The following is a 25,838-nucleotide window of genomic DNA, read 5'->3' as shown; positions in this document are numbered from 1 at the left end:
AGGCCGGCTTCCCGCCGCCGCCCACGCTACGACAGGCGGGTGCGGGCGTGGCGCGGTCAGGCCTGCAGGTAGTGCAGGACGGCGAGCACCCTGCGGTGGTCGCCGTCCGAGGGAGGCAGGCCGAGTTTGTTGAAGATCTGCGTGACGTGCTTCTCCACCGAGCCATAGGTGAGGAACAACGCATCGGCGATGGCACTGTTGGAGCGGCCCTCCGCCATCAGGGCCAATACCTCGCGTTCCCTGGCGGTGAGCGCGCCCAGGGCGTCGCCGCGCCTGCTGGCGCCCATGAGCTGGGTGACGACCTCCGGGTCGAGGACGGTCTCCCCCGCCGCGATCCTGTCGAGGGCGGCGAGGAAGTCCCTGACATCGGCCACGCGCTCCTTCAGCAGATAACCCACCCCGCGGGCGCCGCCCGCGAGCAGCTGCGCGGCGTAGCGCGTCTCGATGTACTGGGAGAACACCATCACACCCAGGTCAGGATGGTCCCTGCGGATCTGGATGGCGGCGCGCAGTCCTTCGTCGGTGTGGGAGGGCGGCATGCGCACGTCGACCACCGCGATGTCGGGACGGTGCTCGTGCACGCAGGCCCTCAGCGCCTCGCCGTCGCCCACGGCGGCGACCACCTCGTGACCCCGAGAGGCGAGCAGCAGGCAGAGGCCGTCTCTGAGCACCACGGCGTCCTCGGCGATCACGATGCGCATGCGGCTTCCGTTCAGATGTGCAGGGGCAGCTCGACGGTGACCGTCGTAGGTCCTCCGGCCGGGCTGCGGATGTCGAGCCTGCCGTCCACCATCCGTACCCGGTCGGCGAGGCCACGCAGACCGGATCCGGCGTCCATCATCGCGCCGCCCGTGCCGTCGTCGCGGACGAGCAGGGCGAGCAGGCCGACTCGTGTCCGTAACTCGACCGCGGCCCGCCGGGCGCCGCTGTGCTTGGCCACGTTGGCCAGCAGTTCGGCCGTGCAGAAGAAGGCGATGCTCTCGACGGCGGGTGACGGCCGCTCGGGCAGGTCGGCTTCGAGGGCCACGGGGATCGGGCTGCGCGCGGCGAGTGTGGCCAGGGCGATCTCGAGCCCCTTGTCCAGGGCAGGCGGGTGGATGCCGCGGGTCAGGACGCGCAGCTCGGCCAGCGTCTCCTTGGCCTCGCGATGCGCGCCGTCGACGAGGCTGCGAGCGCGTTGAAGCCGCTCAGGGTGGTCCGCTTCCGCCAGCTCCTCCTGCGCCATGCCCAGGCGCATCGCCAGCGCCACCAGGCGCGCCGCCGTCCCGTCGTGCAGGTCGCGCTCGATCCGGCGGAGCGCGGCGGCGGCGTCGTCCACCGCCAGCGCGCGGGTCTGCTCCAGCGTGCGGATCCGAGCGGCGCCAGGGGCAGGCCCGAGCAGTGTCCTCGCAAGCCACCGCTCGGGAACCAGCGCCAGGCGAACGCCCCAGGGGGCGAGGAGTAGCAGCGCCACTCCCGCCGCGCTCAGGAGCAGCGCATCCGGCCAGGTGGTGGGGGGCGATGGCGGGAAGAGCAGCGGTCCGCCACCACAGCGGGCAGCTGAGCAGGAGCAGGCCGTACCCCCACAGCCCCGCGGCGACTCCGAAGGCGAGGACCGCCGTCGGCAGCCGGACCAGGCAGTGGATGACGGCGCGCCATCCCACAACGTCACCCAGTGCCGCCGCGAGCCGGTTGAGCGGTCCCGGCCGGGAGCGGAAAGGAGCGGGAGCCGGCACCTGTGCCCCTGCCAGCGCGCGCGCCAGCCCGCGGTTGGCTGCGCCCAGCCCCCTCGCCCCCACCACGCACAGCGCGAGCAACGGCACCCCGACGATGTTGGCCGTCGCGATGACGCTCAGCAGCACGACGATCAGGTAGACGAGGCCGAGACCTGCCATCAGCGGCATCAGCAGCGCGTACGCCAGCTCGCGCCCCGCGCGTACCCGCACAGGAGCGGTGATCAGCACCCGCCATGGCTCGAAGCCGCCTAACGCTCGCCTGTCCACGCGTACAGCTTGGTCGACCCCAGGCCGGGGAGACCAGCCGGTGAGCCCCTGGGGGACATCCCGAAACAGGTACGGCGGGCGTCCCGGTGGTATCGGCCGATCGGTTTCGCGAGCGTGGCTAGGACACGGCGAAGGGATCGCCATCGAGACGGAGGAGTCGCTCATGCCCTGCAGGACCGGATGGCTGGTCGTTGGTGTAACCATGGCGGCGCTGGCAGGGATGACGCCATCAGCTGCCTCCGCCGCTCAGGGGGAGGCGTCAGGGAACGGCCGGCCGAGATGGCAGGCGTGCACAGGCCACAACCTGCCCGCGGGCATGGAATGCGCCGCCATCGAGGTGCCCGTGGACTGGGCCGAACCAGCAGGACGGCGGATCAAGCTGGATCTGGCCCGGCTGCCCGCCACCGAGCCGACGCGCAGGATCGGCAGCGTGCTCGGTGTCCCCGGCGGCCCCGGCGCCAAGGGCATCGAGGACTTGAAGCATGCGGCGGGCGACCTCACCGAGCTGGGCCGACGGTTCGACCTCGTCGCCTACAACCCCCGCAACGCCGTGTGGAGGGATCAGCTGCCCCAGGTATGCAGGCGGCCAGGGGTCTCACTGCACGAGCCCAGGAACCGCAGGCAGTACGAAGCGCTGGCCACGACGATGGCCAAGGCCTTCAAGGCGTGCGCGAACGAGGACAAGAGCGGGTTGTTCGCCCACATGGACTCCCTGTCGGTGGCCAGGGACATGGAGGCGGTCCGCAAGGCTCTGGGCGAGGAGCGGCTGAGCTTCATGGCCAACTCCTACGGCGGGGTGCCCGCGGCCGCCTATGCCCGGCTGTTCCCGCAGCGCATCCGGGCCATGTACCTCGATGGCGTGATCAACCAGACCACGGGCTGGCCCAAGCAGGGACTGCTGGCCTTGCGTCGCATGGAGCAGGTGTTCAGCAGATTCACCGGCTGGTGCGCGGACACCCCCGCCTGCGCGCTGCACGGCGAGGACGCTGGAGCGGTCTGGCGCGAGCTCGTCCGAGACGCCGATCGCGGGCCGATCCCGGTCAGGTCCTCGGAGTTCGGGAAGGGGAAGCTGACCGGATGGCACCTGAGGAGCTTCGGCTTCGTCGGGGACCCCGGGCAGGGGAACTCCCGGTGGCTGGCCTTCGCCGACGCGGTGGACAAGGCCAGGCGTGGGGACGGCTCCGGCTTCGCCGACTTCGCTCTCGGCAACGCGCGGGTCTGGACCATGCCGGGGGTGCTCGCGATGACGTGCGGGGACGAACGCGGCTACACCGGATACGCCCAGTTCCGGGAGGCCCGTCGGCAGGCGAGGAAGATCTCGCCGAACTTCGGAGGAGCCACGTTCGACGCGCTGGGCTGCACAGGGTGGCCGCTGCGGGTGGCCAACCCGTCGCGCCCGCTGCCGGTTCGCGGCCTGCCGCCGTTCCTGGGGATGGGCAGCACCTGGGGCGACTACGCGTGGACCGAGAGCTTCACCGCGGTGATCCCCGGCTCGGTCACCGTCGGCTACGACGGCCCCGGGCATGTGATGTACCTGTCGGGCAAGAAGTGCCCCATCGAGCACGCCACCAGGTACCTCACCACGCTGAGGCTGCCTGGACCAGGCACCGTCTGCCCCGTTGAGTGAACAGGGCCACCCCAGGTGGCTGATATGTACAAGTCCGCAGGTCGGGGCTGGGGCAAGATGGCGGACATGCATATCGACAAGGTTGCCTCCTTCATGGCCTGTCGTGCGCGACTGCTCGATACTGCTCGCCCATGAGCAGGTGATAGCGGCCGTCGTCGCCGAGCACCGCGACCGACCAGGTGACAACGACGGGCCACGTGGGCACCCGGCACGGTTGAGCGGCGCGCTCGACCACCAGCGCCGCAAGGGCCGCAGGATCGTCGGTTTCGGTCTGCCAGGCAAGCCTGTGCAGGAGGGTGGCGCGACGGTGGTCGGGGAAGTCCTCCGGCCCCAGCCAGGCGATCATGAGGTCGTCCCCGAGGTGGTGAGCTCGCGAGTGCCTGCGACGCGGCTGGCGCGCAGCTGCTGCAGTTCGGGGATGTGGTTGTACAGGGTGCCGACGCTGACGCCGAGCAGTTTGGCGATCGAGGTGATCGAGTGCTCGGGATCTGGCGTCCGCCGGGGCCGGTGACCACGTCGCTGGAGAAGGACGACACTCCGGCGCTGCGGAGCCGGTCGATCTCGGCGTCGAGGTCGTCGACGATGAGGTGGATGCGGTTGCGTCCGGCGGTGGTGCCCTGAGGGGTGGCGCGGGCGCCGGAGCTGGCCGGTCCGGACAGCAGCAGCCGCAGCGGTCCGTGTACCACGTCGGCGAAAGCGGGCGCGGCGTTGGTGCCCACGGTGAAGCCGAGGTGGGTGGTGTAGAAGTCGACGGCGGCGGCCACGTCGTCGACGAGGTAGCGGACGCTGGCAAGCTGATCGGGCGCGGTCATGACGGGACCTCCTGTGGCGTGAGGACAGGCAGCAGGTAATGGACGCGGGTGTCGATCTCTGCCACGGTGCGGGCGAAGGTGGGGTAGCCGGCCCCCTCAGCGCGGTCGGCCGTGGCCGGGTCGGGGATGCTCCAGTGCAGGCGCCGGGGATGGCCGCCGAAGTCGGGGCAGACCTCGCGGACCTTTGTCGCACAGGCTGATCACGTAGTCGAACCGGCGGCCGGCCACGGTGTCCAGGTGCCGCGGACGTATTTCGGTGACAGGGAGGAGATGTCAGGAGCTGCCCGGGGCTACCAGGCCGGATTCGTAGGCGAGGACGACGAGCTGAGCGCGGTCGCGGGCGTGGAGCTTGACCATGGCCCGGTTGATGTGGGTCTTCGCGGTCATCGGGCTGATCACCATGCGGTCGGCGATCTGGTCGTTGGACAGGCCCTGCGCGACCAGGGCGACGGCCTCGCGTTCGCGGTTGGTCAGTTCCTTCAGCCCCGTGGCGGCGCTGGTGTTGAGCGGCTGGGTGATGTACCTGTTGATGAGCTTGCGGGTGATCGACGGGGCGAGCAGCGCGTCGCCGCGCGCGGCGACGCGCACGGCGTGAAGGAGGTCTTCGGGCACGATGTCTTTGACGAGGAATCCGGCCGCGCCGGCGCGCAGCGCGTTGAAGACGTATTCGTCAAAGCCGTAGTTGGTCAGGATGACGACGTGCACTCTGGCCAGGGTGGGGTCAGCGGCGATGCGCCGGGTCGCCTCGATGCCATCGACGACCGGCATCTGGATGTCGATGAGAGCGATGTCGGGCAGATGTTCCTTGGCCAGGGCCAGGCCCTCCATCCCGTCGCCGGCCTCGGCCACCACCTCGATGTCGTCTTCCAGGTCGAGGAGCGCGCGGAATCCGCTGCGGATGAGGGGCTGGTCGTCGACCAGCAGGACACGGATCATGACGTCTGGCCCACAGGCAGTTCAGCCTCGACGGTGAAGCCTCCTTCGCTGCGCGGCTCCGCGCGCAGGCAACCGCCCAGGGCGGTGACTCGTTCGCGCATCCCGAGCAGCCCGACGCCGGGCACCGGGGCGGTGTCCGGTGTGGCCTTGCCGTCGTCATCGATGCGTATCGCGAGGGCGTCCGGACGGCAGTCGATCCGGACCGACGCGGTAGCGGCGGCGGCATGCCGGGCGATGTTGGTGAGCGACTCCTGAACGATCCGGTAGACGGTCCGGCTCACTGCGGCCGGCACGTCATCTCGTTGCCCTTCGATCGTCAGTGTCGCGTCCAAGCCGATGCTGCGGGCCCGTTCCACCAGCTCCGGGACGTGGTCGAGCCCACGCGGCGGGGTCGTGTCGTCATCGCGCAGCGCCTGCAGGGTCGCGCGCAGCTCCCGGGTGGCCTCACGTCCGGCCTCCTGGATCGCCAGCAGGGACTCCGGCACCTTTTCACCACGCCTGCGGGCCACGTGGACGGCGACTTCGGCCTGCACCTTGATGATCGAGATCTGGTGGGTGAGCGAATCGTGCAGCTCCCGCGCGATGTGCAGCCGCTCCTCGTCGGCGCGGCGCCGCGCGATCTCCTCCCGGGTGCGCTCGGCTTCCTCCGCCCGCCGCTCGGCCTGCCGTACCGCTTCACCCGCGGCACCGGCCGCGACCAGCCAGGCCAGCTCGAGCGCGCCTCGGGCCTGCGCGAACGCCTCGCCCGTGTCGTGCAGGCCCGAGGCCAGGGCCGCGAGGGGGAGAGCGGCCAGCATGGTCACGCTCGCCACCACCGTGATCGTGCGGTGTCCCGCCCGTACGGCGGCGTACACCGCGAACAGGTAGGCGACGGCAGGCACATCGAAACCGGCCGCGTGATAACCCACCGCGCACAGTCCGGTGACAGTCAGGACGGGAACCGGAGCCCGGCGGCGCGCGACCAGCGCCAGGCCGCCGGCCCCCAGCAATGCGTAGCCGAACAGGGCGAGGTCCGTGGCGGAGTGCGGCCCGGACAGCCCGGTGACCAGCAGCGCCGCCGCCACGCAGATGGCGATCACCCAGTCTGTGACCCAGGCCCGGACACCGGACCGTCCTGTACGCATGCGCGCACTTTAGCCGGATGTCTGCGCGGGCGACTCCTGCGCGCGGATGATCAGCCGGCTACCGCACACGCGGTACTTTCGCGGCTCCTGCGGCGTCCGCAGTAGCCGGCTACGGCATCGGCGTCAGCGCACATTGCCTGCGTCCGCTGGACGACCGGCAGGCGGTCCGGCGGACATGATCAGGCGACGTCCAGTCGTAGAAGGAGAGGGAGCACCTCATGCCAGTTCGATTGTTGCTTGTCGTGGCCGGGGCCGCCCTGATCGGTGGTTTCGGGCTTGCCGCACCGGCGGCCGCGCACGTCTTGGCCCAGCCGGACCCCGCCAGTGCTTACACCTTGACCGCGGGGCGTCTCTGGTCCTTGGTGGCCGCGCTGCTGGGGCTGGCCGGCGCAGTCATCGGCGGGCTGGCTCTGGCCCGCCCCGCCAGTCGTATCGGCACTGGCACCGGGCGAAGCGGGGCCATGATGGCGCTGGTGGCGGGGCTGGCCGGCGCGGTCATCGGCGGGCTGATTGTCGCCGCCGCCGAGGGTGGTCCCGGCACCGGCTACGGAATAGTCGGGGGCTTCCTGGCCCTCGTGGTAGGGCTGATCGCCATGGCCCTCGGCGGGCTGGCGCTGACCCGCGCCCGCCGCACCGGCTGACCCAGATGCGGGCTGGTCGGGTGTGGCCACAGAACTGACGCGGCTACCGGGGCTGCATGCATGCCCTACTCGAAATCGCACGCTCACCGGCGCCGAGCGGCCAGGGCGCGCGCCTGCTGCCGACGCGCCAGCGCCTCTTGCGAGACGCGAGCACAGCGGGCCAGCGAGCGCGCTGTGGCGCAGCTGGTGCAGAGTCCACGGGCCGCCGGGTAGGTCGGCGGTGGGGTCTCGAACAGCTCGGCGGCCCGCCGGTAGGACAGCTGGGCCCGGCCGCTGCCCGGGTCGAGGGCACCCGGGGGTAGCTCGACGCGGGCGCGGCGGCCGGTGAGGAAGACGGGTCCGGTGTGGCGTCCCTCAAGCAGGTGGGGCAGCAGGGCGTCCGCCGCCAGGCTTGCGCGGCAGTCGGTCACGACACGGTGGCATCAGGCCGCGAATTGTCGGTGGCGCCGTCTAGCATGAGCGACCTCACGGAGGGATGTTCACAGATGCTCGACTCGTTGATCGTGCCGCTTCTGGTCACCACCGACCTGCCGCCCGAGGCGGATCTGGCCGAGTTCGGTGAGCTGGTCACCGGCGCCACGCGGACCCTCGAGCGTGAAGGGTCGAGCTACGCGGCGTTCCTGGCGGGCAAGGTGTTCTGGCTCGACAGACCGGGCTCGGCCGAGGCGAAGGGCGGCGACCTGCGGTTCGCGGCGCTGATCGGCTATCTGGCCGCCTCGGGGTCCGAGCACGTCGCCAGGGAGGTGGTGGCCGACGCCCGCAGGGCGATCAGCGCCGCGGTCGACGCCCGCTACGGCGACGTGGGCGCGGCGACTCCGGCGGTGATGGCGATCAGGGTGAAGGACGTGCGGGAGCGCACGCCCTCCCCCGCCCTGTTCGTCGAGACGTCCGACGCCCTCCCCGAACTGGTGGCCGTCACCAAGCCCTACACCTGACCACCCCGGACGGACGCTGAAGGCAGCGCGGTCAGAGTGTGGCGGCCAGGGCCTCCATGGCAACAGGAGCCGCTCGCTGGCCGACACGCTGTCGAAGCCGAGGCGTTCGACGGCGGTGGCCACGGTCACGATGGCGTCGGGGCCCGGGTCGGCGCCGAACGTCGGAAGGCTGAAGCCGATGCGTGGAACCGTCATGTAATCAATCCCTCATGGTCTGGTGTACTTCCCCCACGTGGCCGGAGCGGACGCGCGGATTTCGACATCACCAGGGCGATCACCAGGTATGGCACGCTGAACAGGGCGAACAGCACGCTGTGCGGCAGCACGAGCGACGCCGCGCCGTACATGACGAGGGCCACGATGGTGCACACGTCGGTGGCCAGTCCCGCCAGCGAGGTCACGGTCGCGCGGCTCGGGCCGGTGATGCGCTCCTGCAGCCTGGCGTCGGCCAGCACCCCGCCGAGCTGGAACATCGCGAAGGCCAGCGCGATGCCGGCGAACCCCGCGGGGTGCCCGGTGATCGCGCCCAGGCCGAGGGCGAGGCCGCCCACGGCGAGGATGGCGGCGAAGCCGCGGGCCCGCAGGCGACCGCCGTACTTCGCGAGCAGGCCACCGGAGGTGGCCCCCACCCAGACCAGCAGCACCAGCAGGGGGACGGCCTGCGTCGTCGCGCCGCCCTCCCTGGCCAGCAGCGGGACGTACTCCTCGAGCTCGCCCCAGATCGCGGTGACGGCCGGGACCAGCAGCAGCGCGTGCCGCACCTTAGGCGAGGTCCGCGCCTCGGCCAGCCCGGCCCGCAGGGTGTCGAGGTAGCCGGCGGAATCGTCGTCGGGTGCGGCGGCGCGCCGCTCGGTGAAGGTGAGGGCGACGGCCGCGCAGGCCAGGCAGGCCAGCACGCTGGCGACGCCGGCCACGGCGTAGCCGCCCCAGGCGAAGACGGGGCTCGCCACGGCCATCGAGAGTGCGACGGCGACCAGGCCGATGGCCCGGGCCCGGCCCATGACCTTGGCGTACTCCTCGGCGGCGCCGTCGTGGTCGAGGTGGTCGTAGACGAGCGCCTCGAGCGCGCCCGACTCCAGCGCCTCGCGGGCGCCCCACAGCACGAACCCGGCCGCGAACGCCCAGTAGGCGGGCACCGCCGTCCACAGCGCGAAGCCCGCGGCGCCGAGCAGCGGGGCCGCGACGAGCAGCGCCTTGCGGGACAGCGCGTCGGCCAGCGCGCCGGAGGGCACCTCCAGCAGCAGGCCGGTCACCGCCCAGATGACGAGCAGCGAGGTGATCTCGGGAACGGTCAGCCCGCTGTCGGAGAACAGCAGCGTGTAGACCGGGTAGAGCAGGATGAAGTCGCCCAGGAACGCGTAGGCGTACAGCTTCAGTGGCATGAGGTCTTCCTGACGAGGGGAGGAGCGGACGTCGGGCTGGACGCGACCGCCCGGGGGTCCGCGCTCGCGCGCCCCTCGTCGACCTCTGGTGGTGGATCAATGTCGCCAGGTCATGCGTGGAGTCTAAACCCGCCAGGCCAGGACCATCCACAAAGCTGACTCTGCGCTGACCTGATACCGGGTAGGGGCACCACATGCTCTTCGGTAAAGAACACGTGCAGCGCTATCAGGAGACCGACGGCGCCGAGGGTCACGACTGGAACGGCACCACGACGCTGCTCCTGACCACGACCGGCCGCAAGTCGGGTAAGAAGTACACCACCCCGCTGATCTACCAGCGGCACGGCGACTCGTATCTGGTCGTCGCCTCCAAGGGCGGCGATCCCCGCCACCCCGAGTGGTACCTCAACCTGCAGGCCAATCCCGAGGTCGAGGTGCAGGTCAAGGACCAGAAGTTCCGGGCCAGGGCGCACACCGCCCTGCCCGAGGAGAAGCCGGAGATGTGGAAGATGATGATCAGGGTCTGGCCCGACTACGACACCTACCAGACCAAGACCGACCGCGAGATCCCCGTGGTCGTCCTGGAGCGACTCAGCTGACCGGCTCCCTCAGCATGGTCCAGACCATGGGGCCGTCCTTCGGCAGGCGGATCTCCCCGGTGACCCGGAAACCGTGCTTCTCGTAGAAGGGGATGTTGGTCTCCTTGCTGCTTTCCAGGTAGGCCGCCAGACCCTCGCCGTCGCAGTGGCCGAGCCTGGCGCCGAGCAGAGCGCCACCCACCCCGCGGCCCTGCGCCGCGGGGTCGGTGCCGATCTCCGCCAGGTACCAGTGCGGCCGCTCGGGCCGCCGCCGGTGGAACTGCGTCTGCAGGAGCTGGCCGTAGGAGACGCGGCGTCCCATGGCCGCGAGGAACCCGGGCGCCGAACGCAGCGCGTCGAGCGGCGGCTGGCGAATGCCCGGTGGGTCCCACAGCGCGGCGCCGACGACCCGATCGCCGTCGATCGCCAGGTCGCCGAGGGCGTGGACGTGGCGGGTGAGCGTCACGAACATCCTGTGCATGCCCCTGCCGGAGGGCAGCAGCCAGCGGACGACGGGGTCGTCGTGGAAGGCGCGGCTGAGGACGTCGCCGACGCGGGTGGCGTCCTTCTTCTTGTCGGCCGGGCGAATGATCATCTCAGAACGTTACCAGCGGCTCTCCGACGAAGTCGGCGATGAAGTTGACGAAGAAGAAGCCGAAGAACAGGAAGTTCAGCACCAGGATCACGTAGTGCCACCAGCGGGGCCTGGCGGCCTTCGGGAGCCTGCTGTTGAGGTACATGAGCAGGAACGGGTAGATCAGCGCGCCGAGGTTGGACATGTTCGCCGACCACTGCACCAGCTCGACGGGGACCGCCAGGTGCAGCACGATGCCGATGATCACCAGCAGTCCGAGCATGAACGGGTAGTAGAAGCGCCGCGGGTCGCCCTCCACGAGCGCGCGCAGGCGGGGGCTGGTGGCGTGGGCGGCGTCGGTGGTGACGCGGACCATCGCCTCGAAGATGCCGAGCTGCGTGGAGAAGAGGATCAGCACGCCGATGATCAGCACCAGGATGAACATCGGCCGGCCGTACTCCGTGTTGAGCACGCTCGCGACGAAGGTGGGCACGTTGGCGATGGTCGGCCGCTGCCCCGACATCTCGACGGCGCGGGCCATCAGCATGGTCGGCAGCAGCATGCCGAGCAGGGCGCCGACGAAGAAGACGCCCCACATGTCGACGAGCAGCAGGCGGTACCACCGCTTCCAGAGGGCGGCGTTCTTCGCGTCGTCGGGGAAGGTGACGCCACTGGCCAGCAGCTCGTGGCGAGTGCCGCGCATGCCGGAGATGAAGCCGGTGCGGTAGCCCATGCCGTAGCCCTTGTCGCGGTAGTGGCCCATGACGTACCAGTTCAGGCCCGAGGCCAGCGCGGTGAATCCGGCCAGGCCGCCCAGCTGCGTGGCGGTGATCCCTGCCGGTGGGGCGGCGGGGGTGACGAAGCCCCTGATGGCCTCCCACCACTGCTCGAAGGGCACCACGAACAGGTCGATGACCAGCAGTGTGACCAGGATGGCCCCGACCATCACCCAGTTGGCCAGCTCCAGCACCCTGCTGATGCGGCGCGCGAGCGCGGTGATGACGAAGACGAGCACGAGCAGGGCGATGGCCCACAGCCTGGGCTCCTCGGCTCCCCGGGGAGGCGGCGTGCCGTGGACGAGCGCGTAGACGCCCTGCCCGGCCGAGGCGGCCCACCCGCCCGCGATGAAGGCGAAGATCACCACGAAGACCGAGATCGGCACCCAGAACTTGAAGCCGGGCGGCACCCTGCCCCAGCCCACGACCGGCACCTCGCCCGTGGCCACGACGTAGCGCGAGCACTCGACGTTGTAGAAGGTCTGCAGCAGCGCGGAGATCGTGATGATCCAGCCGACGCCCACGAAGCCGTACTGCCCGACGGCCTGGGGGCCCAGCAGCCACTCACCGCTGCCGACCGAGATGCCGAGCGCGATGAGGCTGGGGCCGACGGCGTACTTGAACAGTTCCTTCGGGCCGATGCGCTGGACGCCGAAGACCTCCTCGGGCTGCGGCAGATCGGTGACGACGAGCTCGGGGCGGCTGACTCCGAGTGGTCGGGACCGCGTGACGTCAGTCATGCTGCGCCTCCTGGTGTGCTGTTTCACACCCCCCTTCGTTCCAGCGTGATCTGCAACAAAGTGGTCGGCAAGCCCCATTTCTCAAATATGGACATCGCTTTCGACCGTCAAGAGCAACTTCAGCAGATCCAGAGCGGGTTGCTCCCCGGCGAGCAGGTCATAGCGGTGCACAACGTGATCCTGCACTACTTGAAGCGCTCCCCACGGACGAATACGGGGGATTCCAGCCGTCCCAACCGTGCGGCTACGCGCACGGTCGCGACGCTGTTGCTTGGCGGTTCACCTTCCGGCCCCACAGTGCGGGTTTCCACGCCCCAGCCTGCGATCCCGTTTTGGGTGACGCAGACTCCGCCCTCCCGGCGGTGAGTAACGATCAAACCTGCGAGCTTGGTTATCACTCACGTGTTCGACCGCGACCCACCGCACTCTCATGTGGTGCGCCACTGCAGCCGGTTCCGGTGAGGCGGGTCAGCCGGCCAGCCAGGCGTAGGCGGCGAAACGTCCCGTGACCCGCTCGCGGCGGTAGGAGAACAGCTCGGGCGACTCGATCGTGCAGCGGGCGTCGTGCCGTACCCGCCGCAGGCCCGCCGCCGCCAGCTGCGCGGACACGCCCGCGCGGACGTCGAGCGCCGGGGTGCCCTGGCGCGTCGTCGAGCGCATCTCGGACGGCGCCGCGTCGCGCAGCTCGGCCGAGACCTCGTAGCAGGCGCCGCAGGCCGACGGGCCCACCAGCGCCACCATCCGCTCCGTCCGCGCGCCCTCCTCCGCCATCGCCGCCACCAGGGCGGGCACCACGCCCTTGAACGTGCCCTCGCGCCCCGAGTGCGCCACGCCGACCAGCCCGGCGACCGGATCGGCGACGACCACGGGCACGCAGTCGGCCACCAGCACCGCCAGCCCGAGCCCCGGCCGGTCGGTGAAGATCGCGTCGAGCTCGGGCGGGTCGTCGCCGAACGGCTCGGTCACGCGGGCGACGTCCGCGCTGTGGACCTGGCGCATGAAGACCACCTTGCCGGGGTCGAGCCCCAGCTCCACCGCGGTGTCGCGGCGGTTGGCCGCCACGCTGCCGGGGGCGTCGCCCACCGCGCCGCCCAGGTTCCTGCTGTCGTACGGCGGAGCGCTGCCTCCCCCGCTCCTGTCGGTGATGACGGCGTGCACGCCTTCGGCCAGCAGCACGGGCTTCCCCTCCGGTCGTCGGCTCGGCGTGTGAAGCGTAACGCGGGCCGGCTACGCGCCGCTCCGCCAGGACAGCCGCACCTGGATGTGCCCCTCGACACAGGTCTTCGCGATCACCGCGCCGGCCTCGGCGTTGAGCTTGACCGAGAACTCGAGCTCGACCTCGTCGGGCGACGACTCGCGGAAGGCGTCGAGCGCCGCCGTGGCCGCCTCTCTGACGGGACGCAGGGCCACCTGCAGCGACTCGACGGAGGCCTCGATCACCTCGCCGGTGCGGGAGACCTTGCGCGTTCCCGCGCTGCGGTCGGGCACCTCGACGTAGAGGGCGCCGCCGCCGTCCAGGGGCATTCGCATGATCTCGGTCACGGCTACTCCTGGGGGTGGGGAGACGGTCTGCCGCTACGATCACATACCCGGATGATCGTGATGTCCAGTCAGCCGCCGAGCGTGGCGTAGAGCTCCATGGTGCGCGTGGCGATGCGCTCCCACGAGAAGTGCTCGACGGCGCGCGCCCTGCCGGCCTGGCCCAGCGCCCTGGCTCTGGCGGGGTCGCCGAGCAGCGCGTTGACCCGCTCGGCGAGGTCGGCCTCGAACCTCTCAGGCTGGTGCGGCGTGCCGTCGCGCCCCTGCTCGATGGGCACCAGCAGGCCCGTCTCGCCGTCGGCCACCACCTCGGGGATGCCGCCCGTCGCGGTGGCGACGACGGCGGTCTCGCAGGCCATCGCCTCCAGGTTGACGATTCCCATCGGCTCGTACACCGAGGGGCAGACGAACACCGTCGCGTGCGTGAGCAGCTGGATGACCTCGGGCTTGGGCAGCATCTCGGAGATCCAGAACACCCCGTCGCGCTCCAGCCCCTCGACCAGCCCGCGCACCTCGACCGCGATCTCGGGCGTGTCGGGCGCGCCGGCGCACAGCACGAGCTGCGCCCCCTGATCGATGGAGCGGACCGCCCTGAGCAGGTGCACGAGGCCCTTCTGCCTGGTGATCCGCCCGACGAAGACGACGTACGGCCGGCCCGGGTCGATGCCGTGCTTCTTCAGCACCTCGAGCCCGTGGTCGGGGGCGTACTCGACGGTGTCGATGCCGTTGTGGATGACGCTGACCCGGTCGGGCGCGATCTCGGGGTAGGCGGCGAGCACGTCGCGTCGCATGCCCTCCGACACCGCGACGATCGCGTCGGCCGCGGCCAGGGCGGTGCGCTCGGCCCAGGACGACAGCGTGTAGCCGCCGCCCAGCTGCTCGGCCTTCCACGGGCGCAGCGGCTCGAGGCTGTGGGTGGTGACGACGTGCGGCGTGCCGTACAGCATCTTGGCGACGTGCCCGGCGAAGTTGGCGTACCACGTGTGGCTGTGGACCAGGTCGGCGCCCTCACAGGCGGCGGCCATCTCCAGGTCGATGCCGAGCACCTGCAGCGCGGCGTTGGCGGTCTCGAGGCCGCCCGGCACCCGGTAGGCGGACACGCCCGGCTCGTCCCTGGCCGCGCCGAAGCAGCGCACCCGCACGTCGGCCAGGCGTCTCAGCTCTCTGGCGAGGTATTCCACGTGCACTCCGGCGCCGCCGTACACCTCGGGCGGATATTCACGACTCAGCAGATCGACGCGCACACCGCGACCCTAACGCACCCCTGCGTTGACAGCCCGTTTCGGGGTAGCGTCACGCCATGACGTCGCCCAGGGTCCTCGCAGTCGTGCTCGCCGGTGGAGAAGGAAAGAGACTGATGCCGCTCACGGCGGACCGCGCCAAACCGGCCGTGCCGTTCGGCGGGATGTACCGGCTGATCGACTTCGTGCTGTCGAATCTCGCCAACGGACACTACCTGAAGATCGTGGTGCTGACGCAGTACAAGAACCACAGTCTCGACCGGCACGTGTCGCGCACCTGGCGGCTGTCGGCGATGCTGGGCAACTACGTGACCCCCGTGCCCGCGCAGCAGCGCCTGGGCCCCCGGTGGTTCTCCGGCTCGGCCGACGCGCTCTTCCAGAACCTCAACCTCATCTACGACGAGATGCCGGAGCACGTCATCGTCTTCGGCGCCGACCACATCTACCGGATGGATCCCCGGCAGATGGTGAACCAGCACGTCGACTCGGGCGCGGAGGTGACGGTGGCCGCGATCAGGCAGCCGCTGTCGCTCGCCGACCAGTTCGGCGTGATCGAGACCGACCCCGAGGGCCGCAGGATCGTGGCGTTCAGGGAGAAGCCGAAGGACGCGGTCGGCCTGCCCGACTCCCCCGACGAGGTCTACGCCTCGATGGGCAACTACGTCTTCAGGACGCAGGCGATGATCGACGCCGTGCGGGAGGACGCGCTCGACCCGACCAGCAAGCACGATCTCGGCGGGAACATCATTCCGATGCTGGTCAAGTCGGGCGTGGCCGAGGTCTACGACTTCGCCAACAACCTCGTGCCGGGCTCGACCGAGCGCGACCGCGGCTACTGGCGCGACGTCGGTACCCTCGACGCCTACTACGAGGCGCACATGGACCTGATCTCCGCGCACCCGGTCTTCAACCTGTACAACGACCGCTGGCCGATCTACACGGGGCACGACCCGCTGCCGCCGGCCAAGTTCGTGCACGACGAGGGCGACAGGGTGGGCCACGCGATCGACTCGCTGGTCTCCCCCGGTGTCATCATCTCGGGCGGCACCGCCAGGCGCTCGATCCTGTCGCCCCGCGTGGTCCTGCACTCCCACTCCCTGGTCGAGGACTCCGTGCTGATGGACAACGTGAAGATCGGCAGGGGCGCCATCGTCCGCAAGGCCATCGTGGACAAGAACGTCGTCATCCCCGACGGCGCCCGCATCGGCTTCGACCTCGACTACGACCGCACCCGCTTCGCCGTCACCAAGGGCGGCGTCGTGGTGATCGGCAAGAACGAGATCGTGGATCGGTAGCGCGAGACCGCGGCGCGGGGAGCACCCGAGCCCGCGCCGCGACGCCGGTTCACGCTGGATAACGACTGACTTACGATCCGCGACCTACCGCCGATCTTCGGACATGATGAGCGGTGGGAGGTGGGCGTGACAGTCTTCGGTAAGGGATCCGCAAGCGGTCCGGGCGACGATGAGACCATGCCCACCGCCGGCGCGCCCCCCACCCTGGCCGATCGCCTGCGCAGAGACCTGCGCAACCCGCTGTTCCTCCAGGCCTACGCGCTGATGATCAACACGGCGATCACCGCCGTGCTCGGCCTCGGCTACTGGTTCCTGGCCACCAGGCTCTACTCCCCCGCCGCGTTCGGCGAGGGCCAGACGATGATCAGCGCGATGCGCCTGTTCTCCTCTCTCACGGGGCTGGCGTTCGTGGGCGCGATGGCGCGGTTCATCCCGGTCGCGGGCCGGCGCACCTCCGAGTTCGTGCTGCGCGGTTACACCGTGGCGGGAGCGACGGGCGTGGTGGCGGCGCTGGGGTTCCTGCTGACGCTGCCGCTGTGGGGTCCCGCCTACGCCGAGCTCGGCGGGTTCGGCCCCGGCCTGTTCTTCCTGGCCTCCGTGCTGGTCTGGACGATCTTCACGCTGCAGGACGTGACGCTGGCGGGGCTGCGCAAGGCGGTCTGGGTCCCGGCCAACAGCCTGGCCTTCGGGCTGGTGAAGATGGCGCTGCTGGCCGGTCTGGCGTTCGCGCTGCCCGAGGGCGGGCTGTTCGGCGGCATCTTCCTGTCGTGGATCATCCCGACCGCGATGGCGCTGATCCCGATCAACTGGTTCATCTTCCGGCACGCCATCCCCCGGCACGTGGCGGAGAACGAGGGTGCCCCGCCGCGGCTGCGGGAGATCGGCCGCTTCCTGGCCGGCGACTTCCCCGGCGCGCTGTCGTTACTGCTGACCCTCTACCTCGTGCCCGTGCTGGTGGCGGCCTGGCTCAACGACGCCACCACCTTCGGCTACTTCTCCGTCACCCACACGCTGGGCTGCATGATCGGGCTGCTGGCGGCCAACATGGCGGTCTCGCTCACCGTGGAGGGCGCCTTCCGCGCGTCCGAGCTGGCGCGCAGCGTGCGCACCGCGCTGCGCCGCACGGTGCTGATCATCGTGCCGATCGTGGCGGTCGCGACACTGGCGGCGCCGCTGATCCTGACGGTCTTCAGCGCGGAGTTGGCCGAGGCGACCTCGCCGCTGCTGCGGCTGATGGCGCTGTCGGTCCTGCCCGGCATGCTGATCGAGATCCACCTCAGCACGCTGAGGGCGCTGAGCCAGGCCCGGCGGCTGGCGGTCGTGCAGATCGGGCTCGCCGTCATCATGCTGGGCCTCATCGCGGTGCTCTTCCCGATCGCGGGGATCACCGGCGTCGGCTACGCGGTCCTGGCGGCCAACGCCGTCGTGGCCCTCGCCGTCGTGCCACATCTACGAAAGGTCGCCGTAGTTCCCTAGCAGGGTGGGTCATGCAGCAACTTGACAGGAAATACCAGTCCGTATCAGTTGTTCGACCCGGCGAGCTCGGCACCAGCGAGCTCACGGCCTGGCGCGGCATGCAGGCCGCGCAGCCACACCTCGCCAACCCCTTTCTCAGCCCCGAGTTCGCCCTGGCCATGGGCGAGGTGAGCGCGGCCGCGCGGGTCGGGATCCTGAGCGACGAGGAGGGGCTGGCCGGCTTCTTCCCGTTCGAGGTCCGCACGGGCGGAATGGGGTCGGCGATCGGCGCGTGGGTCTCGCTGTGCCAGGGGGTGATCCATCGGCCCGGCGCCGCCTTCGACGCCCAGGCGCTGCTGAAGGGGCTGGGGTTGCACGTCTGGGAGTTCGGCTGCCTGGTCGAACGGCAGCCGTGGTTCCAGCCGTACGAGACGCTGTCGCAGCAGAGCGTGGTGCTCGACCTGTCGGCGGGATACGGCGCCTACGCGGAGGCGCTGGCCAAGCGCTCGCCCAAGTTCTACAAGAGCACCCTGTACAAGGAGCGCAAGCTCGGCAGGGACGCCGGCGAGATCACCTTCGACTTCGCCTCGCGCGATCCGGGCGACTTCCGCGCGTTACGGGAGTGGAAGTCCGCGCAGTACCGCCGCATGGGCCGGGCCGACCGGTTCGGCAAGCCGTGGGTGGTGGAGCTGGCCGAGCGGCTGCACGCGATCGACACGCCGTCCTTCGCGGGCCCGCTGTCCATGATGTACGTCGGCGGCCGGCCCGTCGCCGGACACTTCGGCCTGCGCTCCGACTCGGTCCTCGTGGGCTGGTTCCCCGCCTACGATCCCGCGTTCGCCAAGTACTCCCCCGGTCTCATCCAGCACCTGCGCATGGCCGAGGCGGCCGCCGGCGCCGGGCTGCGCGCCATGGACCTGGGCATCGGCACGGGCTCGGAGTACAAGGAGGCGCTGCGCAGCCACGGCGCACCCGTCGCCGAGGGCGTCGTGCGCCGCCGTACCCTCGGCGCGGCCGTGCACCGCGCGCGCCACGAGCCGGTCAGGCTCGCGCGCAGGCTCGTGCTCGACACCCCCGTGCTCTACCGAGCCGCCGACCGGCTCCTTCGCGCGTACGGCAGGCGCCGATGATGCGCGACAGGATCGGACAGGACTGCGTCCACGTCCCGTCGGCCAGGCTCGGCCTCTTCCTCGCGCTGCGCCACTGGTTCCGGCCCGGCGACCGGGTGCTGATCGCGCCGACCAACTGCGAGAGCGTGCTGTTCGTGGCGCTGGCGGCGGGGCTCACCCCGGTGATGGCGCCGGTCTCGTGGCGCGACGGCAACCTCGACGTCGAGGCCGTCGACTGGAGCGGCGTCGCGGGCGTCCTCACCACCCACCTGTACGGCCAGCCCGACCGGATCGCCGCGCTCACGGCGGCCTGCTCGCGGCACGGCGTGACGATCATCGACGACGCCGCCCACGCGATGCTGACGACGGTGGAGGGGCGTCCCGCGGGCACGTTCGGGGCGGCGGGGGTCTTCAGCCTCGCCAAGCACGGCAGGGCGATGTCGGGCGGCTACCTGACCTGCGCCGATCCCGCCGAGCTGCGGGCGCTGGCGGCCGCGCGCGACGAGCTGCTGGTTCCCGGCCGCCAGCTGCCCGCGATCCTGCGGCCCGTCATCAGGGAGACGATCTACCGGACCGGGCTGGTCAGGCCGGTGTGGAACGCGCTGCGGCGGCTCGGGCTCATGCGGTGGACCGGCCATCGCCTGCCCGCCCGCGAGCCCGAGCTCCAGGCGGCGCTATCCGGTCGCGGCGAGCCGGAGCAGGTGCTCACGGCGCTCGACTACTGGCTGTCCATCGACCTGGCGGACTGGCGGATGCGGCAGGGCCCGCTCCTGCGCCGCTACCAGCGCTCGCGCTTCAGGGTCATCGACCGCGAGCGGGAGCCTCGGCTGGCGGGGGTCAGGCTGCTGCGCGACACCCCGTGGGCGGCCGAAGGGGTACGGCACGCCGAACCCCAGCCGCTGCTTCGGGTGCCGCTCGTGGTGGAGGACAGGGACGCCGTCGTCGCCCAGCTGGAACGGCGCGGCATCGTGCCGGGATTCGTCTACGACCCGCCGCTGAGCGACTATCTCGACCTGGTCGCGCAGGGGCCGAACCCCGAGGTCGCCCGCTGGTGGACGAGTCATGTCCTGCCCGTCGACCCGCTGCGCGCCCGGCGGCTGGCCGGACTCCTCGCCGACCTCAAGGTCCGGCCCGCCGTTCCACCCGACGTCTGACCCCGGGCTCGGCTGGCGTGGGTCCAGGCCCGGGGCGCAAAGGAGTTCGCATCCATCCGGGGGGCGCCATTCCCGCCGGTCAGACCTGAGAAAGAAATGGACCTTTCTCTCTCGCGAACACCCCCAAGGTAATAGCGCAATTCAGGAAAGCGCCACATATTAAAGTTCACCCGTGCGCAGATTATCTCCCGCCGAACGCCGCCTCTGGCGGGCCTTCCCGACCGGGGCTTGGGTCGACCTGCGGGAGGGCGACAAGGAGCGCGACGATCCCGCGCAGGCCGGGCGATGGGGGCGCGAGCGGGAGGTGCGCGCCGAGGTGATCGCCGCCCTGCTCCTCGGCGCGGTCGACCGCGTCCCCGGGCAGGTGCCGGGCGTGCGCCTGGCCGGCGCCCGCGTGGTCGGCACCCTCGATCTGTCCGACGCGGCGATCGACGCCACCCTGTACCTGCTCAACTGCCACCTGGCCGGGACGGTCGACCTGACCGACGCCACGACCAGGGGCGTCCGGCTGCGCGGGTGCGAGCTGGCCAGGTTCAAGGGCTCGCGGATGACGGTGGGCGGCCTGTTCGAGCTCGACGGCTCCACGGTGCACGCGGGGGTGCGCCTCGACAACGCGCGCGTCGAGGGGCAGTGCCGGCTGTCCAGGACGGTGCTGACCGCGCCGCCGCCGCGCCGTACGACGTCGGAGTCGGCCTTCGGCGACGTGCGCGAGCCCGAGGGCGGCGCCGGCACCACCATGCATGAGTGGGCGCTGTGGGCCGGAGGGCTGTCGGTGGGCGGCGGCACGTTCCTGCGCGGGCTGCGCGCCCACGGCGGGCTGCGGCTGATCGGCGGCGACTTCCCCGGCGGCCTCTATCTGGAGGGCGCCCACGTGGGCGCGATCAACGCCGACTTCGTGACGGCGGGCACGGTCGAGCTCAGCCGTGGCTTCACGGCGGAGGGCACGGTCAGGATGCGCGGCGCGCGGATCGACGGGGTGCTCTCGCTGCACCACGCCTCGGTGCGGGCCGAGGGGCGGGCGCTGCACCTCAGCCACATGCAGGCCGACGAGGTGATCATGCGCCCCGACGAGGTCGTGGGCGAGGTCAACCTGGGCTACTCCCGCATCGGGGTGCTGCTCGACGCGCCCGACGCCTATCCGGAACGGGTGCAGCTCACCGGGCTGAGCTACGAGACGCTGCGCGGCCACTGGAGCGTCGCCGAGCGGCTCGACTGGCTGCGCCGCGATCCCGGTGGATACCGGCCGCAGCCGTACGAGCAACTGGCCTCGTGGTACCGGCGCATCGGGCACGAGCCCGACGCGCGGCGGGTGCTGCTGGCCAAGCAGCGCGAGCGGCGCGGCACGCTGCGCGCGCCGGGCAGGTTCTGGGGGCGGCTGCTCGACCTCATGGTCGGCTACGGCTACCGCTCCTGGCTGGCGGGAGTGTGGGCGGCGCTGCTGCTGGCCGCGGGCACGGTGATCTTCAACAGAGTTCCGCCGATCCAGGTGGACCCCGACGAGGTGCGCACGTTCAACGCCTTCGTCTACTGCCTCGACCTTCTGGTGCCGGTCAGCGTGTTCGAGGTGCGCGGCGCCTACGAGCCGGCCGGGTGGACGGCGTGGGTGGCCTGGACACTGGTGGTGTCAGGCTGGGTTCTGGCCACCGCGCTGATCGCGGGGGCCACGCGGGTCCTTCGGCCAGCCCCCGGGGCCTGAGTCGGCGAACGCGCCGTAGGAGGAGCTCTCCACCCTGAAGCGGGGCAGCGCCTGCGGGTGATTGGCCTTGAGGTAGGCCACCAGGTGCTCGCGGGCGTCGGCCTTCAGATCCCACACGGAGGCGGAGTCGGCGGCGCTCATCAGCGCGCGCAGCTCCACCAGGCCGTTGGGCAGGATGTCGGTGACCTGGAGGGTCCAGTCCTTCTGATCCCACAGCGGGTGGTCCTTGATGAAGCGGTGCAGCTCCTCGCGCAGCTCGGGCACCGGCACCGACCAGTCGACCCTGAAGTAGACGTGGCCGATGACCCTGCTGCCGTGCCTGGTCCAGTTCTCGAACGGGTTCTGGGTGAAGAAGGAGACGGGGAAGACCAGCCTGCGCTCGTCCCACGAGCGGACCACGACGTAGGTGAGCGTGAGCTCCTCGACCCTGCCCCACTCGCCGTTGACCACGACCACGTCGTCGAGCCGCAGCGCGTCGCTGAAGACGAGCTGCAGCCCGGCGAGCATGTTGCCGATCGTGGGCTGGGCCGCGATGCCGACGATGGCGCCCAGGATGCCAGCCGAGGCCAGCAGGCCCGCGCCGAGCGCCCGCACCTCGGGGAAGGTGAACAGCGCCGCGCCGAAGGCGATCACGATGATCACCGCGGCGGCGACCCTGCGGACCAGCGCGATCTGCGTCCTGGTCCGCCTGGCCCTGCGGTTGTCCTCATCGACCCGCTCCAGCTGGTCGAGGACGAGGTCGGTGACCGCGTAGGCGGCCTGGATCACCAGCCACGTGACCACCGCGATGGTGACGACGCCCATGAGGCGCTCGACCACCGGCTCGGCCGACTTGCTGACCATGTTGGGGGTGAAGGCGGCGTTGAAGGCCACCACCGCGGCGACCGCGAAGCCGGGCCAGGTGCACCTGCGCACCAGGTGCCCGATGAAATCCCACGTGCGGCCGGCCTTCAGCAACAGCCGCCGGACCAGTTCGACTCCCACGATGGCTGCGAAGACAGAGCCGATGAGGAGGAGCCAGTCCGTCGACGACACAGTCATGCCCCCTAATGTCTCAGAATGTCTCGTCGAAGGTCACATTGCCCTCAACCGCCACTTGGTATGCCGAGACCCTGCGTTCGAAGAAGTTCGCCAGCTCCTGCACGTCCTGCAACTCCATGAACGCGAAGGGGTTGGCGGTGCCGTACCTCACCGGCATGGAAAGGCGTCGCAGCCGCTGGTCGGCGACGTACTCAAGGTACTCGCGCATCTGGTCGACGGTCATTCCCGACATGCCGTCGCCGCACAGGTCGCGGGCGAAGGCCAGCTCGGCCGCGACCGCCTCCTCGATCATCCGGGTGACCTGCTCGCCGAGCCGGTCGTCGAACAGGTCCGGCTCCTCGGCCCTGACGGTGTCCACGACGCTGAAGGCGAACTCCATGTGCATCGACTCGTCGCGGAAGACCCAGTTGGTGCCGGTGGCCAGGCCGCTCAGCAGGCCGCGGGAGCGGAACCAGTAGACGTAGGCGAAGGCGCCGTAGAAGAACAGGCCTTCGATGCAGGCGGCGAAGCAGATCAGGTTGAGCAGGAACGCCCTGCGGTCCGCCGTCGTCTGGAGGCTGCGCAGGTCGGCGAGGGAGTCGATCCAGCGGAAGCAGAACTCCGCCTTGTCGCGGATGGAGGGGATGTTGTCGACGGCGGCGAACGCCTTGACGCGCTCGTCGGGGTCGGGCAGGTAGGTGTCGAGCAGCGTCAGGTAGAACTGCACGTGCACCGCCTCCTCGAACAGCTGCCTCGAGAGGTACAGGCGGGCCTCGGGGGCGTTGACGTGCTGGTAGAGGTTGAGCACCAGGTTGTTGGCGACGATGGAGTCGCCGGTGGCGAAGAAGGCGACCAGGCGGTTGATGAGGTGGCGCTCCTGCGGCGTCATCCTGGCCAGGTCGGCCAGGTCGCTGTGCAGGTCCACCTCCTCGACCGTCCAGGTGTTGCGGATCGCGGCCCGGTAGCGCTCGTAGAAGTCGGGGTAGCGCATCGGGCGCAGAGTCAGGTCCATGCCGGGGTCGAGCAGCATTACTGGCAAGCCTCACAGATCTCGGGGTTCTCAAGGGAGCAGGCGACGGCCTCGGCCTCGGCGGGCACCAGGGCCTGCACGGTGGTCTGGGCGATGCGGGTGGCCGGGCGCGAGCGCAGGTAGTACGTCGTCTTCAGCCCCTGCTTCCACGCGTAGGCGTACATCGACGACAGCTTCCCGATCGTGGGCGTCGCCATGAAGAGGTTCAGCGACTGCGACTGGTCGATGTACGGCGTCCGCGCCGCCGCCAGGTCGATGAGCGCCTTCTGCGGCAGCTCCCACGCGGTCCGGTAGAGCGTCTTCAGCTCGGCGGGGATGCCGGGGATCTCCTGGATCGAGCCGTCGGCGCGCTTGACCGCGTCGCGCATCTCCTGGGTCCAGCGCCCGAGGCGCTGGAGGTCGGCCACGAGATACCGGTTGACCTGCAGGAACTCACCCGACAGCGTCTCGCGCTTGAAGACGTTCGACACCTGCGGCTCGATGCACTCGTAGCAGCCCGCGATCGAGGCGATCGTCGCGGTCGGCGCGATGGCGACCATGAGGGAGTTCCGCAGGCCGGTCCTGTCGATCTTCTCGCGCAGGGCCGTCCAGGCGGGCGAGGCGCCGGCGCCGTAGTGGTCGGGGTGCAGCACGCCGGCCGCGGCCCGCGTGTCGCCGTACGAGGGGTGCCGCCCCCGCTCGGCCGCCAGGTCGGCGGAGGTGTCGTAGGCGGCCAGCGCGATCTCCTCGGCGATCCGCGTGGACAGCGCGAGAGCCTCGGGAGAGTCGAACGGCAGGCGCAGCGAGAAGAACACGTCCGCCAGGCCCATCACGCCCAGGCCGATCGGCCGCCACCGCAGGTTGGCCGCCTCGGCCTCGGGCGTCGGGTAGAAGCCCAGGTCGATGGTCTTGTCCAGGAAGCGCACCGCGGTCCTGACCGTGGCCCGCAGCCGCGCCCAGTCCATCGAGCCGCCCGCCAGGTGGGCGGCGAGGTTGATGGAGCCGAGGTTGCAGACGGCGGTCTCGCCGTCGCTGGTGACCTCGAGGATCTCGGTGCACAGGTTGGACAGGTGGATGACGTTCTCGGGGCGGGCGGTCTGGTTGGAGGCGCGGTTGGCGGCGTCCTTGAAGGTCATCCAGCCGTTGCCGGTCTGGGCGAGCGTGCGCATCATCCGGCCGTAGAGGGTGCGCGCGGGGATCTGCCGGGTCTGCAGCCCCTCGGCCTCGGCGGCGCGGTAGGCGGTGTCGAACGCCTCGCCGTACAGGTCGGTGAGGTGCGGCACCACCTTCGGGTCGAACAGCGACCACATCGCGTCGGCCTCGACGCGGCGCATGAACTCGTCGGGCACCCAGTTGGCCAGGTTGAGGTTGTGGGTGCGGCGGGCGTCCTCGCCGGTGTTGTCACGCAGTTCGAGGAACTCCTCGATGTCGGCGTGCCAGGTCTCCAGGTAGACGCACGCGGCGCCCTTGCGGCGGCCGCCCTGGTTGACGGCGGCGACGCTGGAGTCGAGGGTGCGCAGCCACGGCACGATGCCGTTGGAGTGGCCGTTCGTGCCCCTGATCAGGGAGCCGCGGGAGCGCACCCTGGTCCAGGCGATGCCGATGCCGCCCGCGTACTTCGAGAGCCTGGCCACCTGGCCGTACCTCTCGTAGATGCCCTCGAGCTCGTCGCGCGGCGAGTCGAGCAGGAAGCAGGACGACAGCTGCGGGCGGCGCGAGCCGGAGTTGAACAGGGTGGGCGAGCTGGGCAGGTACGACAGCGTGGACATGAGCGCGTACAGCTCGGCGGCCTCGGCGACGGAGGAGGACAGGCCGCACGCCACGCGCAGCATGAAGTGCTGCGGCCGCTCCAGCACCCGCCTGGTCTCGGGGTGGCGCAGCAGGTAGCGGTCGTAGACGGTGCGCAGCCCGAAGTACTCGAACCGCTCGTCGGCGCTCTCGTCGACCAGCGCGTCCAGCTCGGGTGAGTGAGCGCTCACGAACGCGGCCAGGCCGTCCTGGACCAGCCCCGCGGCGTGGGTGGCCGCGACCGACTCCGAGAAGGCCCGCACCCCGTGCGTGGCGGCCTCGTCGGCGATCTCCTCGGCCAGGAGCCTGGCCGCGACCCTGGAGTTCTCCGGGTCGGCGATCACCCGGGCGGCGGCCTCCTCGATGGCCAGCCTGCGGTCGACCTCAACGATCTGTGTCACGCTCTCTCCTCGCGAGCTCATCCT

At 70.7% G+C, this 25,838-nt stretch carries 25 protein-coding genes and 2 pseudogenes; 10 read left to right on the top strand and 17 right to left on the bottom strand.

The features are described from left to right. Positions 1-56: 56 nt before the first annotated feature. The 3 genes and pseudogenes from H4W81_RS07965 to H4W81_RS49930 all read right to left on the bottom strand — a co-directional run. Positions 57-701, bottom strand: coding sequence for a response regulator (locus tag H4W81_RS07965; RefSeq protein ID WP_192774194.1), 645 nt, complete (start codon positions 699-701; stop codon positions 57-59). Positions 702-712: 11 nt separating this feature from the next. After that, positions 713-1,453 (bottom strand): sensor histidine kinase, encoded by a 741-nt coding sequence (locus H4W81_RS07960; protein WP_318781596.1) that lies wholly within the window; start codon positions 1,451-1,453, stop codon positions 713-715. 34 nt (positions 1,454-1,487) lie between these two features. Next, a pseudogene (locus tag H4W81_RS49930) lies at positions 1,488-1,883 on the bottom strand (sensor domain-containing protein); the annotation flags it as partial. 415 nt (positions 1,884-2,298) lie between these two features. Between H4W81_RS49930 and H4W81_RS07950 the strand changes: the two are divergent. Then, entirely contained in the window at positions 2,299-3,609 is a 1,311-nt protein-coding gene (locus H4W81_RS07950) for an alpha/beta fold hydrolase (protein WP_192774191.1), read from the top strand. Between the two features lie 91 nt (positions 3,610-3,700). On the opposite strand, the gene H4W81_RS07945 is transcribed toward H4W81_RS07950, so the two are convergent. The 4 genes and pseudogenes from H4W81_RS07945 to H4W81_RS07930 form a co-directional block, all read right to left on the bottom strand. After that, positions 3,701-3,955, bottom strand: a complete 255-nt coding sequence (locus H4W81_RS07945; RefSeq protein ID WP_192781460.1) for a hypothetical protein — start codon at positions 3,953-3,955, stop codon at positions 3,701-3,703. A gap of 196 nt (positions 3,956-4,151) precedes the next feature. Then, positions 4,152-4,421: pseudogene (locus H4W81_RS07940) on the bottom strand (VOC family protein); the annotation flags it as partial. Between the two features lie 273 nt (positions 4,422-4,694). Then, on the bottom strand, positions 4,695-5,357 hold the full coding sequence (locus H4W81_RS07935; RefSeq protein WP_192774190.1) for a response regulator: 663 nt from the start codon (positions 5,355-5,357) through the stop codon (positions 4,695-4,697). Beyond that, the gene (locus H4W81_RS07930) at positions 5,354-6,481 is read right to left on the bottom strand and encodes a sensor histidine kinase (RefSeq protein ID WP_192774189.1); all 1,128 of its coding nucleotides are present in this window, start codon (positions 6,479-6,481) and stop codon (positions 5,354-5,356) included. Before H4W81_RS07930 ends, H4W81_RS07935 begins: the two co-directional genes overlap by 4 nt. A 218-nt stretch (positions 6,482-6,699) precedes the next feature. On the opposite strand from H4W81_RS07930, the gene H4W81_RS07925 reads away from it, so the two are divergent. Further along, positions 6,700-7,122, top strand: a complete 423-nt coding sequence (locus tag H4W81_RS07925) for a DUF6223 family protein (RefSeq protein ID WP_192774188.1) — start codon at positions 6,700-6,702, stop codon at positions 7,120-7,122. 83 nt (positions 7,123-7,205) lie between these two features. Here the strand turns inward: H4W81_RS07925 and H4W81_RS07920 are convergent, their stop codons facing one another. After that, complete coding sequence (locus H4W81_RS07920; RefSeq protein ID WP_192774187.1) at positions 7,206-7,532, bottom strand: hypothetical protein; 327 nt, start codon at positions 7,530-7,532, stop codon at positions 7,206-7,208. A gap of 75 nt (positions 7,533-7,607) precedes the next feature. Here H4W81_RS07920 and H4W81_RS07915 point away from each other — a divergent pair, with 75 nt between their 5' ends. Then, positions 7,608-8,057 (top strand): hypothetical protein, encoded by a 450-nt coding sequence (locus H4W81_RS07915; RefSeq protein WP_192774186.1) that lies wholly within the window; start codon positions 7,608-7,610, stop codon positions 8,055-8,057. 191 nt (positions 8,058-8,248) lie between these two features. On the opposite strand, the gene H4W81_RS07910 is transcribed toward H4W81_RS07915, so the two are convergent. Continuing rightward, positions 8,249-9,439 carry an MFS transporter gene (locus H4W81_RS07910; protein ID WP_192774185.1) on the bottom strand — a complete coding sequence of 397 codons (1,191 nt, stop codon included), beginning with the start codon at positions 9,437-9,439 and terminating at the stop codon, positions 8,249-8,251. A 194-nt stretch (positions 9,440-9,633) separates the two neighbouring features. Between H4W81_RS07910 and H4W81_RS07905 the strand changes: the two genes are divergently transcribed. Next, positions 9,634-10,038: a nitroreductase family deazaflavin-dependent oxidoreductase gene (locus H4W81_RS07905; protein ID WP_192774184.1), complete on the top strand. Its 405-nt coding sequence runs from the start codon at positions 9,634-9,636 to the stop codon at positions 10,036-10,038. Here H4W81_RS07905 and H4W81_RS07900 read toward each other — a convergent pair. Next, positions 10,031-10,612, bottom strand: coding sequence for a GNAT family N-acetyltransferase (locus H4W81_RS07900; protein WP_192774183.1), 582 nt, complete (start codon positions 10,610-10,612; stop codon positions 10,031-10,033). The genes H4W81_RS07905 and H4W81_RS07900 overlap by 8 nt on opposite strands. A 1-nt stretch (position 10,613) precedes the next feature. Further along, positions 10,614-12,107: an Nramp family divalent metal transporter gene (locus tag H4W81_RS07895; protein ID WP_192774182.1), complete on the bottom strand. Its 1,494-nt coding sequence runs from the start codon at positions 12,105-12,107 to the stop codon at positions 10,614-10,616. A 45-nt stretch (positions 12,108-12,152) separates the two neighbouring features. On the opposite strand from H4W81_RS07895, the gene H4W81_RS07890 reads away from it, so the two are divergent. Further along, a complete protein-coding gene (locus tag H4W81_RS07890; protein ID WP_192774181.1) occupies positions 12,153-12,473 on the top strand; it encodes a hypothetical protein in 321 nt (106 codons plus the stop codon). A 102-nt stretch (positions 12,474-12,575) separates the two neighbouring features. On the opposite strand, the gene pgeF is transcribed toward H4W81_RS07890, so the two are convergent. The 3 genes from pgeF to glgA form a co-directional block, all read right to left on the bottom strand. Continuing rightward, complete coding sequence (gene pgeF / locus H4W81_RS07885) at positions 12,576-13,283, bottom strand: peptidoglycan editing factor PgeF (RefSeq protein ID WP_192774180.1); 708 nt, start codon at positions 13,281-13,283, stop codon at positions 12,576-12,578. 51 nt (positions 13,284-13,334) lie between these two features. Next, positions 13,335-13,649: a CU044_2847 family protein gene (locus tag H4W81_RS07880; protein ID WP_192774179.1), complete on the bottom strand. Its 315-nt coding sequence runs from the start codon at positions 13,647-13,649 to the stop codon at positions 13,335-13,337. Between the two features lie 68 nt (positions 13,650-13,717). Further along, positions 13,718-14,890: a glycogen synthase gene (gene glgA / locus H4W81_RS07875; protein WP_192774178.1), complete on the bottom strand. Its 1,173-nt coding sequence runs from the start codon at positions 14,888-14,890 to the stop codon at positions 13,718-13,720. A gap of 56 nt (positions 14,891-14,946) precedes the next feature. Here glgA and glgC point away from each other — a divergent pair, with 56 nt between their 5' ends. The 5 genes from glgC to H4W81_RS07850 all read left to right on the top strand — a co-directional run bounded on the left by glgC (position 14,947) and on the right by H4W81_RS07850 (position 21,596). After that, positions 14,947-16,182, top strand: coding sequence for a glucose-1-phosphate adenylyltransferase (gene glgC / locus H4W81_RS07870; protein WP_192774177.1), 1,236 nt, complete (start codon positions 14,947-14,949; stop codon positions 16,180-16,182). Positions 16,183-16,359: 177 nt separating this feature from the next. After that, on the top strand, positions 16,360-17,658 hold the full coding sequence (locus H4W81_RS07865; protein ID WP_192774176.1) for a lipopolysaccharide biosynthesis protein: 1,299 nt from the start codon (positions 16,360-16,362) through the stop codon (positions 17,656-17,658). An 11-nt stretch (positions 17,659-17,669) separates the two neighbouring features. Further along, the gene (locus tag H4W81_RS07860; RefSeq protein ID WP_192774175.1) at positions 17,670-18,767 is read left to right on the top strand and encodes a GNAT family N-acetyltransferase; all 1,098 of its coding nucleotides are present in this window, start codon (positions 17,670-17,672) and stop codon (positions 18,765-18,767) included. Continuing rightward, complete coding sequence (locus H4W81_RS07855) at positions 18,764-19,900, top strand: DegT/DnrJ/EryC1/StrS family aminotransferase (RefSeq protein WP_192774174.1); 1,137 nt, start codon at positions 18,764-18,766, stop codon at positions 19,898-19,900. The genes H4W81_RS07860 and H4W81_RS07855 overlap by 4 nt, the downstream gene beginning before the upstream one ends. 172 nt (positions 19,901-20,072) lie before the next feature. Then, positions 20,073-21,596, top strand: coding sequence for a pentapeptide repeat-containing protein (locus H4W81_RS07850; RefSeq protein ID WP_192774173.1), 1,524 nt, complete (start codon positions 20,073-20,075; stop codon positions 21,594-21,596). Here H4W81_RS07850 and H4W81_RS07845 read toward each other — a convergent pair. From H4W81_RS07845 to H4W81_RS07835, 3 genes are read right to left on the bottom strand one after another with little or no spacing between them, the layout of a single operon-like run. Continuing rightward, positions 21,525-22,637 carry a mechanosensitive ion channel family protein gene (locus H4W81_RS07845; RefSeq protein WP_192774172.1) on the bottom strand — a complete coding sequence of 371 codons (1,113 nt, stop codon included), beginning with the start codon at positions 22,635-22,637 and terminating at the stop codon, positions 21,525-21,527. The genes H4W81_RS07850 and H4W81_RS07845 overlap by 72 nt on opposite strands. A 13-nt stretch (positions 22,638-22,650) precedes the next feature. Continuing rightward, positions 22,651-23,646, bottom strand: coding sequence for a ribonucleotide-diphosphate reductase subunit beta (locus H4W81_RS07840; RefSeq protein ID WP_192774171.1), 996 nt, complete (start codon positions 23,644-23,646; stop codon positions 22,651-22,653). Then, entirely contained in the window at positions 23,646-25,814 is a 2,169-nt protein-coding gene (locus H4W81_RS07835) for a ribonucleoside-diphosphate reductase subunit alpha (protein WP_318781595.1), read from the bottom strand. The genes H4W81_RS07840 and H4W81_RS07835 overlap by 1 nt, the downstream gene beginning before the upstream one ends. Positions 25,815-25,838: the final 24 nt, after the last annotated feature.

The sequence above is a fragment of the Nonomuraea africana genome (assembly GCF_014873535.1).
GTDB classification, from domain to species: Bacteria; Actinomycetota; Actinomycetes; order Streptosporangiales; family Streptosporangiaceae; genus Nonomuraea; species Nonomuraea africana.
Note: the sequence above shows the minus strand (reverse complement) of the source record. Positions and strands in the feature narration are given on the sequence as shown.